The sequence below is a fragment of the Paenibacillus sp. FSL L8-0644 genome, from assembly GCF_038008165.1.
Taxonomy (GTDB): domain Bacteria; phylum Bacillota; class Bacilli; order Paenibacillales; family Paenibacillaceae; genus Paenibacillus; species Paenibacillus polymyxa_D.
The window spans coordinates 265,001-275,825 of sequence record NZ_JBBOYN010000002.1 but is presented as its reverse complement, the minus strand read 5'-3'; the positions used below and the strand labels follow the sequence as shown (position 1 = coordinate 275,825).

The window sequence follows — 10,825 nt, the reverse complement described above, 5'->3', positions numbered from 1 at the left end:
GGGGGAAATCCGATGAGTAAAAGGCTTGAAATCGAAAAAGTGGCCAATTTAACGCCTTTGCAGGAGGGGATGCTCTTTCATACAGTGATGGAGCCGGAATCACAGGCGTACTATGAGCAAGTACGAATGACCATCCGGGGTGAACTGAACCTGGAGGCTCTGCAAAAGAGCTTCGAGACTCTGGTGCAGCGTCACGAAACGCTTCGTTCGAATATTTATCATAAAAGTGCTTCCCGTTCGCGGCTCATCGTGTTTAAGGAGCGAAATCCAACGCTTCGTTATGAGAATCTGACGAATATTCCCGAGGCAGAGCAAGCAGAGGCCATTCGCAGCTACGCAGACGCAGACCGAAACCATCGTTACGATCTGAGCAAGGATTTGCTCATTCGTCTGGCTGTGCTTCAAACCCAAACGAACGCATACACGCTGCTTTTAAGCTTTCATCATATTATTATGGACGGCTGGTGCCTCGGCATCGTTATGGACGAGCTGTTCGCGGCTTATGAAGCACTGAAAGCGGGGAAGCCCGTACAACTGCCGACACCGCAGCCCTATACTGGCTATGCCCGCTGGCTGGATAAGCAGGATAAGGAGGCGGCGAAGGAATACTGGCGGTCCATCCTGAACGACTATGATCAGCCAGCTGTGCTGCCTACCCTACCTGTAGCCCATCCGCTCCAGCCAGATACCGGGTACTTGCTGCATGAGCATAAAATAACACTCACGGATGAAACAACCCGTCAATTACGGACGGTGGCTGAACGCAACGGAACAACCCTTAGCAGTCTGTTTCTGGCTGCATGGGGAGTGGTGCTTGGAGGATACAACCAAAGTGAAGACGTCGTCTTCGGCACCGTTGTTTCCGGTCGACCGCCGGAGCTTGAAGGTGTTGAACAGATGTTGGGACTTTTCATTAACACCATACCGGTACGAATCAAATTGGATGCAGATCTGCCATTCTCAGGTCTGCTTCGCGAAGCGCAGCGCAGCGCGATTCAATCACGGGCATATGACTATTTTTCACTCGCTGAAATACAGTCCCAGTCAGCACTCAAGCAGCAACTCATGGACCATTTTGTTGTATTTGAAAACTACCCGCTGCAGGATATGGTTGGCCGGCCTGATCTAAAGGAACGACTTGGATTCGTCGTGGAGGACGCTCAGCTGTCCGAAGAAACACCTTACCACTTCAACATCGAAGTAGAAGACGGAAAAGCGCTGAGCTTTATGCTGTCCTACAACAACTATGTTTACAGCGATGAAGCGATGACACGGTTAGCTGGGCATTTGGAGCATGTTCTCGTCCAAATTGCACGTACACCAGAACTCCTGCTGGGGAACATTCGTCTGCTGACCGCTACAGAAGAGATGGAACTCACCAATGTATGGAGCGGGCCGATTACCGACTATCCTGCTGGAACGTTTCATGGAATATTTGAGGCGCAGGCAGAACGTATCCCGGAACAGACCGCCGTCATCTACGAAGACACCGCACTTACCTATCATGAGCTGAATGAGAAGGCTAATCTGCTTGCTCAAGCACTGCAAAACCGTGGGGGCAAGCGTGAGCATCTCGTCGCCGTGATGCTTGAGCGTTCAGCAGACATGATTATCGCTGTGTTAGGGATTATGAAGGCGGGAGCTGCCTACGTACCTGTCGATCCGACCTACCCGAAAGAAAGAATTGCTTACATGCTTCAGGACAGCGGAGCTACGATTATGCTCACGCAGTCTTCCTTGACTGAACTATTAGCCGATGTGGATTTTGCGGGGGAAGTGCTGGACTTGCCAGCGTTACTTCAACAGGCTTCACAAGCGGAGCATTCCCATCAACAAGCGCCTATCTACGCACCTATTCATGATCCCGAGGCTTTGGCCTACGTCATTTACACATCGGGAACGACGGGCAACGCCAAAGGCGTGATGATCGAGCATCGCCATTACGTAAATACGGCGTGGGGCTATAGAGAAGCTCACCAGTTAAAAGAGTTTCCCGTCAAGCTCCTTCAGATTGCCAGTATGTCGTTCGATGTCTTTGCCGGTGATCTGGCCAAGACATTCGTGAACGGAGGCACCATGGTCATTTGCCCACAGGATGTGCGCAACGATCCTCCAGCTTTGGCCCAGGTTCTCGAACAGCACGAAATTACGACGTTTGAAGTTCCACCAGCCTTGTTGACGCTGCTTATGGACTATGTATATGAACACGGTACAGATGTCAGCGCCATGAAGCTGCTTACTACAGGCGCGGACAGCTTTGGCGTTGAAAACTATCGGACGCTTTTGAATCGCTTCGGCGATACGATGCGCATCATGAATACCTACGGTGTAACCGAAGCGGCTATTGATTCCAGCTTTTATGAAGAAACAGCTGAACGTTTGCCTCCATCAGGTATCGTCCCGATTGGAAAGGCACTGCCGAATCATAAAGTATATATCGTGGATGAGGCTTTTCGTCCGCTCCCTGTCGGCGTAGCCGGGGAGTTGTGTTTGGGCGGCGCTTCTGTGGCCCGCGGTTATTTGAACCGTCCTGACCTGACGGCGGAGAAATTTGTACCGAATCCTTTTGTAAAGGGAGAGCGTCTGTACCGCACCGGAGATCTGGCACGCTGGCTGCCGGATGGCAACATTGATTTCATCGGTCGGATTGACTTTCAGGTGAAAATTCGTGGCTACCGCATCGAACCTGGTGAAATTGAGTCGGCCTTACTCCAATTGGATGAGGTACGCCAAGCGGTGGTCACGGATAGAACGGATAAAACCGGACAAAAGTATTTGTGCGCCTACGTAGCAGGTACAACCGACAAATCCTTCTTGCGGACAGAGCTTGCCAAGCAGTTGCCAAGCTATATGGTGCCCGCACATATTATCGTGCTGGATCAATTACCTTTGACCCATAACGGTAAAATTGATCGACGTGCGCTTCCAGAACCCGAAGATTTTGTGTTGACCGACGTCGAGTATGAAGCGCCGCAGAGCGAACTGGAGCAAACACTCGCTTCCATCTGGGAGGAAGTCATTGGCGTTAAGCCGATTGGTCTGCGCAACAACTTTTTCGAGCTTGGTGGCGATTCTATCAAAGCGTTGCAAATCGCAGCCCGATTAAACGCGAAGGGCCTCAAAATGGACATGAAGGATTTGTTCCGCCATCCGCAGATTGATTTGATTGCTCCTTATATAAAAAAGGTAATTCGGACCATCCCGCAGGGGGCGGTACAAGGTACAGTGGAGTTGACACCGATCCAATGGGAATTTTTTGAGCATCATCGTATAGAACGTCATCATTACAGTCAGGCTGTCATGCTCCAGAACCCCGAAAGATGGAACGAAACCTGGCTGCGAAGCGCCGTGGACAAGCTGACCATGCACCATGATGCCTTGCGCATTACCTTTGATGAACGTGAAAAAGAACCTGTCGCCTATAACAGAGGCACAGCCGAAGGTGAACACTTTACATTGGAAAGCTACGATTTTTCACATGCTGACCAGCCTGAGGAAGAAATCGCGCAGCTCACTGACGCGTTACAAAGCAGTTTTAATTTGCGTAACGGCCCGCTTGTACGTTTGGCTTTAATTCGGCTGCAGGAATCCGATCATTTGTTAATCGTCATTCATCATCTTGTCGTAGACAGTGTGTCGTGGAGAATCCTGCTGGAAGACTTGGAAACAACCTACCAACAGTTAGCTAACGGTGAAAAGCTACAGTTACCCGCCAAGACCGATTCCTACAAAGAATGGGCAGCACGTTTGTCCAAGTATGCACAAAGCGAGCTGGCGCGTCAGGAAATCAGCTATTGGAATACGGTAGAAGCTCGTGAAATACTTCCGCTGCCAAAAGATCATGAGGTTCCAGATAGCTTGATCCGTGACGTGCGCAAATCCGAAGTGACACTCAGCCGGGAAGAAAGCGAAAACCTGCTAAAACATGCGCACCATGCTTACAATACAGAAACAAATGATATTTTACTGACGGCGCTAGGACTGGCTTACCGGGAATGGAGCGGACATGCTGAAATTGCAGTCCAGGTGGAAAGTCATAGCAGGACGGAATTGATTAAAGACATTGACGTATCACGTACAGTTGGCAGGTTTACGTCCGTGTATCCGTTGGTGGTAAATGTGAGCAAACCCGAAGATTTGGCCCATCAAATCAAGCTGGTTAAGGACAATTTGCGACGCGTACCCAACAAGGGTTTCGGCTATGGCATTTTACGCTACTTGACCGACAGGGAGCAGCAGAATAGGGTAACCTTTTTTTCTGCCAAGCCACCTGAGATAAACTTTAGCTTTGACGGAGAAGCCAGAGAAGGTACGACATGGCGTACCTCGCCACTATCCACGTTTGCCGGTACTGAAATCAACCCTCTGACTAAAAAAGCGCCCAGCTTTGATATTCATGGTGCGGTGGCTGACGAAAGACTCCGCATTGTATTCGAATACAACGCACGTGAATATGAAGCATCGACGGTGGAGCGACTTACAGCCAGCTTTAAGAATCATCTGATCGAACTTATTCGCCATTGCTGTGCCAAGGATACAGCAGAACAAAGCCCGACGGATTTTACATATGGGCAATTGTCTCTGGACCAGTTTGAAAATATTGCAAATCGCTTGTCAAATAAGCTGTTAAACCACCAAGTGAAAATTAAAGATCTCTATCCGCTATCCCCGATGCAGGAGGGAATGCTATTTCATTCCATACTTGATGAAGAGTCAGAGGCTTATTTCGAACAAACGATCATTACCATTCATGAAGCTATGGATACCAACCTAATCAGCCGAAGCTTACAAAAGCTGATTGACCGATATGATATTTTCCGTACGGTATTCATGTATAAGGAGGCGGATCGTCCGCTTCAGGTTGTACTGGGGGAACGATTAGCTGCTCCTGTCCATACCCAAGATGTGCGTAGTTTACCGGATGCGGAAAAGCACAGACGACTTCAAGCCATTTTACAGGAAGAGCGGCAGAGAGGTTTTGATCTGGAAAAGGAGGTTCTCATCCGGTTAGCGCTTGTACAGTGGGATGAGGACACCTCAAAGCTCATCTGGATCTCTCATCATATTATTATGGACGGCTGGTGTCTGAGGGTGGTAGCCAAAGATTTTTTTGATATTTACACATCGCTTCGGGACGATACTCCTTTAAAATTAGAGCCTGTCCAGCCATTTAGCAGCTTTATTCAGTGGTTGGAAAGACAAAATAAAGAGGAAGCAGCAGCATACTGGAAACAATATGTGGCTGATTTTGAAAATGAAACTGTCGTGCCCGGCTATACTCAATCCGTCGATCCTTCATTTCAGGTAGAGCAACTCATATGCACATGGGGAGAGCAGCTGACCCAAGGCATGGAACAAATCGCCAAGCAAAACCGTGTCACCGTCAGCACCTTATTTCAAACCGTTTGGGGCTTATTACTACAAACGTACAACAACAGTAAGGACGTCATTTTCGGGTCTGTTGTGTCGGGCAGACCTGATGAAATCCCCGGTATTGAAAATATGGTCGGATTATTCATTAATACCATACCCGTACGTATTAAAAGCTCCGCTGAACTGCGGTTTTCCGACTTGCTTACGTCTATACAGGATTCCTTAATGGAGTCCAATCGGTATTCCTATTTTTCCTTGGCTGATATTCAAGCCCATAGTGTACTAAAACAAAACCTGATCCAGCATATTGTCGCCTTTGAAAACTTTCCCGTTTCGGAAGAACTTACTGGATTAGAAAAAAAAACCAAAGCACTCCGTGTTGGTGAAGTAGAGGATATTGAACAGACGAATTATGATTTGAATGTAATCGTCATGCCTGGGCGCGAGCTGGAAATCAAATTTAGCTATAACGCGCTGACGTATAACAAAAATGCGATCAAACAATTGGCTGCTCACCTCATCCAAATGATGGAGCAAGTTATTCAAAACCCAAATATCCGGGTTTCGGAGATTGATCTATTGACAGCGGAGGAAAAACAGCAGCTCTTATTTGATTTTAACGATACACGGAGACCGTATCCATCGGACCACACCATACATCACGTATTTGAAGAACAGGCTGAGAAAACACCGGATGCAGTAGCTATTGTATTTGAAAATCGTGAGCTAACATACCGCGAATTAAATAAAAAAGCTAATCAGCTGGCCTCGAAGCTGCAGAAACTGGGTGTTGCGCCGGATACCATCGTAGGCATTTTGACTAAACGTTCACCAGAAATGATTATCGGTATTCTTGGTATTTTGAAGGCGGGTGGAGCCTACTTGCCATTGGAGCCTTCTTATCCGCAGGAACGGATTATGTTTATGCTTCAGGATAGCGGTAGCGAAATTCTGCTAACCCTATCCGACAAGGGAAAACAGATGCACACTTTCGATTTTTCCGGTACAGTTCTGGATCTGGCCGACATCAGCTCCGACGACTCCGACGACTTCATTTTTTCCGAATCGACAACGGCAGACGATCTGGCCTATGTCATGTATACATCTGGCTCAACTGGACGTCCCAAAGGTGTCATGATTGAACATCGGAATGTCATACGGCTGGTGAAGAACACCAATTACGTACCATTTGCCGAGAACGAACGCATTTTGCTGACCGGGGCGCTCGTGTTCGATGCCTGTACCTTTGAAATTTGGGGAGCATTGCTGAACGGATTGCGTTTGTACATTGTACCGGAATCCATAATCTTGGATGCTGTTCAGCTTGGTGAAGCGCTGGATCGATATCATATTACAACGATGTGGCTGACATCGCCCTTGTTTAACCAACTCACACAGCATAAACCAGATCTCTTTGCTTCTCTAAAGCACTTGCTGGTGGGCGGGGATGTGCTTTTACCTGGGATCATTAATACGGTTAGAGCACATTCTCCGGGACTGAACGTTATCAACGTCTATGGCCCCACAGAAAACACAACATTCTCTACTTATTTCCCGATTGATAAGGAATATAACCGCATTCCTATTGGTCGCCCAATTGGCAATTCAACTGTTTATATTTTGGACTCTTCAAGCAGGCTGCTGCCTATTGGTGCTCAAGGGGAAATTTGTGTTGGTGGGGATGGTCTGGCGCGCGGCTATCTAAACAGGGATGATCTGACCCAGCTAAATTTTGTCCCTAATCCATTCATTCTGGGCGAAAAAATATATCGGACAGGTGATTTGGGCAGATGGCTACCGGACGGCAATCTGGAGTATCTCGGACGGATAGACCAGCAGGTTAAAATCCGCGGATATCGTATTGAACCCGGCGAAATTGAAACCCAGCTCATGAAACATGATGCAGTTCGGGAGGCGCACGTAGCGGTAAAAAGCACGAAGGATGGTCAAAAAACGCTCTGTGCTTATATCTCAACCGACGTACCGCTATCCAAGAGTGATATGAAGACCCATTTGATTGGCCAGTTGCCGGATTATATGATTCCTGCCCAGTATGTGTTCCTGCCGGCGTTTCCCCTGACAACGAACGGTAAAATCGACCGCCAAGCATTGCCTGAGCCAGAAATGACCAGCGGTTCCGATATGGAATACGTTGCTCCAAGAAATGAAGTGGAACAACAGTTGGCGAGCCTGTGGCAAGCGGTGCTTGGCGTTGAAAAGGTCGGCATTGACGACGGCTTTTTCGAGCTTGGAGGTCATTCATTGAAGGCCATTCAACTGGTATCGAAAGTACATGAATCGAACATTCCGCTGGATATACATCAATTGCTTCAATATCAGACAATAAGAAGTTTGTCTGATCTTTTACAACGTGTTGAAGAGGGCGGAGTGAACGCGGATACGCTCATTGCGAAAGCTCAGGAGGTTGAGCGGGCTATTACAGAAGCGTTTGGTGTACAGGTCTTTCTTCAGACTGTTTCCACCGATAATCAAAACTATTTGTTCCTGCAAGTGGAGCCTTTTCACGTAGAACAAGTTCAGGCAATCTCAGAATTTATCCAATCTCATATCCATCCAGACCTGCACCCGCATTATATCGTCCGCTGGGGAACCGACGAACCAGATAGAATTCTCGGAGCTATACCGACAAACGAAGAACAAGAAACCTTACTTAAACAACAGGCCGATGTATGGCTTGCCAGCATTGCTGAGTTAAATACTGAGTGGAATACCAATATACTAAGTCTGAATGCTATTGGGCGCTATCCGCTTGCACCAGCTCAGCATTACCATTTGCAACATTTTACAGGCTCGGGTATGGCTGTGCAGTTAGATAGCTACTTGAACACCGAGCGTTTGACCGTAACGATTCAGCGGCTTATTGAACGCCATGAATTGCTAAGAAGCGTACTTGTTCAATCATCCGGAGCATGGGAATGGGAGTTGCGTCCAGTTCCAGAGCATTTTTCTTTACCGACTGTTGATCTCTCCGGTCAGCCGGTACAAGCACAACGCAGGCTTCTTTCTTCCATTGCTTCTAAGTTATTTTTAGAACCTTATAAACTTACACAGTCGCTGCAGTACCGGATCGTCCTGATTCGCTTAAATTTGCGGGAACATCTGCTATTGCTCCCTTGCTCGCACATCATTTTTGATGCTACGAGCAGCGACATCCTGCGCAGACAACTCCTTGATGAATATCATCGTCCGCAGCAGACGGCACATGCGACAGAAGAGGTGCAATACCGGGAATATGTAAACCATATCCGCCAAGGCCCTCAAGGAATCGGGGATCAGGAAATCAGCGAGCAATTCAAACTCCAAACGTTTGGTGAGAATAATGATCGTATCCATGTGCTGACCGAAGAACGCAACTATGCGGACACTACCAGATATCGTTGGGAGCTGAATTTAAGCGACATTTCAGAGCAGCACGGCGCTGCGAATATGTGGGATATTTCGCTTCAAATGGCTGTAAGTTTTTTCAGCAGCTATTTCCAACTCTCTGATGTTCCGCTTTGGATTACTAATTATGGAAGACAATATGGCGACCGAAACTATTTTGGAACCGTAGGCGAGTGTATTGATCATATACCCGTTGTGCTGCAGGAAGATGACTCTGAATCCTATGAAAAGAGTATCCATACCCACCTGGACTTTGCTTCACGCTATCATTTGAACTTTTTCAATCTGATCTTCAATGCTGAAATGGAGAAAGCTTACCCGATATCTAGCAGCATTTTGATAAAAGGACTTGAACAGCTGCCTATCGTATTCAACTATTTGGGTGAGGGACGAGAGGATGCAGAATTGCTCGACAATCTGCATACCGAAGGCACAAAGGCCAATGTCAACAAGGTTATTTTCTTTGAGTCAGAGCATGTGGGGGATATTCTGAAAATCTCACTTACCATTCCATATCATGAGAACGACCAGTATATCCATCAAATCTTCCAGACTGCTAGTGACAGGCTCTTGAATGCTTTGACCATTTTGCAGTAAGGAGATGAAGATGTGAATCCATTGTTTAAGGATAGCCGTTTTATCCGATTTTTTGCATCTCGTACTTCTGCCAATATCGCAGACAGCATTTATTCTATCGTCCTGCTGTATTTTGTTCAGCAATCGACACAGTCGGTGGCGATGACCAGCTTCACGTATACGGCCGTATCTGCGGCGTCGATTTTCAGCTTTCTCGTGGGTCCTGTGGTGGACCGTTATTCACCGCCTTTGTTAGCCAGTATCGCCTTGTTTACGCAGGCTGTGCTAATTTTGGTCGTCCCATTTCTCATTCAGGACGGGATGGTCAATCTGGTCGCTATCCTTGTTATTGTCTTCATTGCATCCTGCTTCTCCACACTGTTTTATCCGGCCAATAGTAAAATGCTGCCGCAATTGATAGGCTCGCCGGATTTGATTGTCCGGGCGAATTCCATGATTTTGTCGACGGATCAGGTTATTAATATTGTCGGATATCTGGCTGGAGCCTCGCTCATCATCGCAATGGGGATGAAAAACACGTTTTTTCTAGCCGGCGCGATGCTGTTTCTGGCAGGCTTTGTATATGTCAGGCTCAACAAGCAAATTGATGCTCCTCCGGTGGAAGACACGAACGGAAGGAGTTCGCTAAAGCTCGTGTACTATTTGAACGAATTGAAAGAAGGGTATCTTTTTGTAAAACGGCACACCTTCCTGAGAATTATGCTTCCGTTCTTTGCGCTGACAAACTTTTCGATGGCGATCTTGGTCATTGCCATGCCTTCTATCGCAGTATCCTATGGCTCGCCAATCTATTACAGCTTGCTGTATGTAGCCTACTTTATCGGTATTTTCATCGGTTCCTTTCTGGTCAGTGTATTGAAAAAGAACGGCATTACCATCGCGGTTTCCTGGGTAGCCATGGGACTGGCAATCTATGTTTTTTCCCTTGTACCCGAGATGTGGATGAAGCTGCTGGCAGCTCTGTTATTAGGCATTTTTACTGGCATCATCAATGTGCTGCAAACGTCTTTGATTCAAATTATTACACCGCTGCCGTTACTGGGACGTGTTACAGCCTTTTTAAACACCTTGTCGAATGCGGCTCTGCCATTAGGGGCCGTGATTGGAGGGGCGCTAGCTTTACGGTTTTCTCTGAGTGAGGTTCTTTTTTTCAGTGGACTGATTACTGTACTATGCGGATTGATTATGTTTCTGGTTAAGGATATTCGCCAGTATCAGATTCCTTCTGGAGAGATTGGAGGAGTTGCCCCTTCCCACAATTCCTAAGCCATCCATGCCAATGCCAGGTTCTCATCATAGAACCTGGCATTTTTAGTATGTCTGGCCTCGCCATGATAAGGCTTTATCATAGACAAAGGTAAAACTATCGTTACTTTTGGACTCCAAAGGAGATACAAGATGGCTCAGCCTTTGAAAAAATATGTACACAGCGAATTTTCTTCGCTCTTTC

2 protein-coding genes are annotated in these 10,825 nt (G+C 47.2%); both read left to right on the top strand.

Annotated elements, in window-relative coordinates; all coding sequences use genetic code 11:
• Window positions 1-12: 12 nt before the first annotated feature.
• On the top strand, window positions 13-9,375 hold the full coding sequence (locus tag NSS94_RS26070) for an amino acid adenylation domain-containing protein (protein ID WP_341040514.1): 9,363 nt from the start codon (window positions 13-15) through the stop codon (window positions 9,373-9,375).
• 12 nt (window positions 9,376-9,387) lie between these two features.
• Window positions 9,388-10,641: an MFS transporter gene (locus tag NSS94_RS26065; RefSeq protein WP_069012381.1), complete on the top strand. Its 1,254-nt coding sequence runs from the start codon at window positions 9,388-9,390 to the stop codon at window positions 10,639-10,641.
• The last annotated feature ends 184 nt before the right edge of the window (window positions 10,642-10,825 follow it).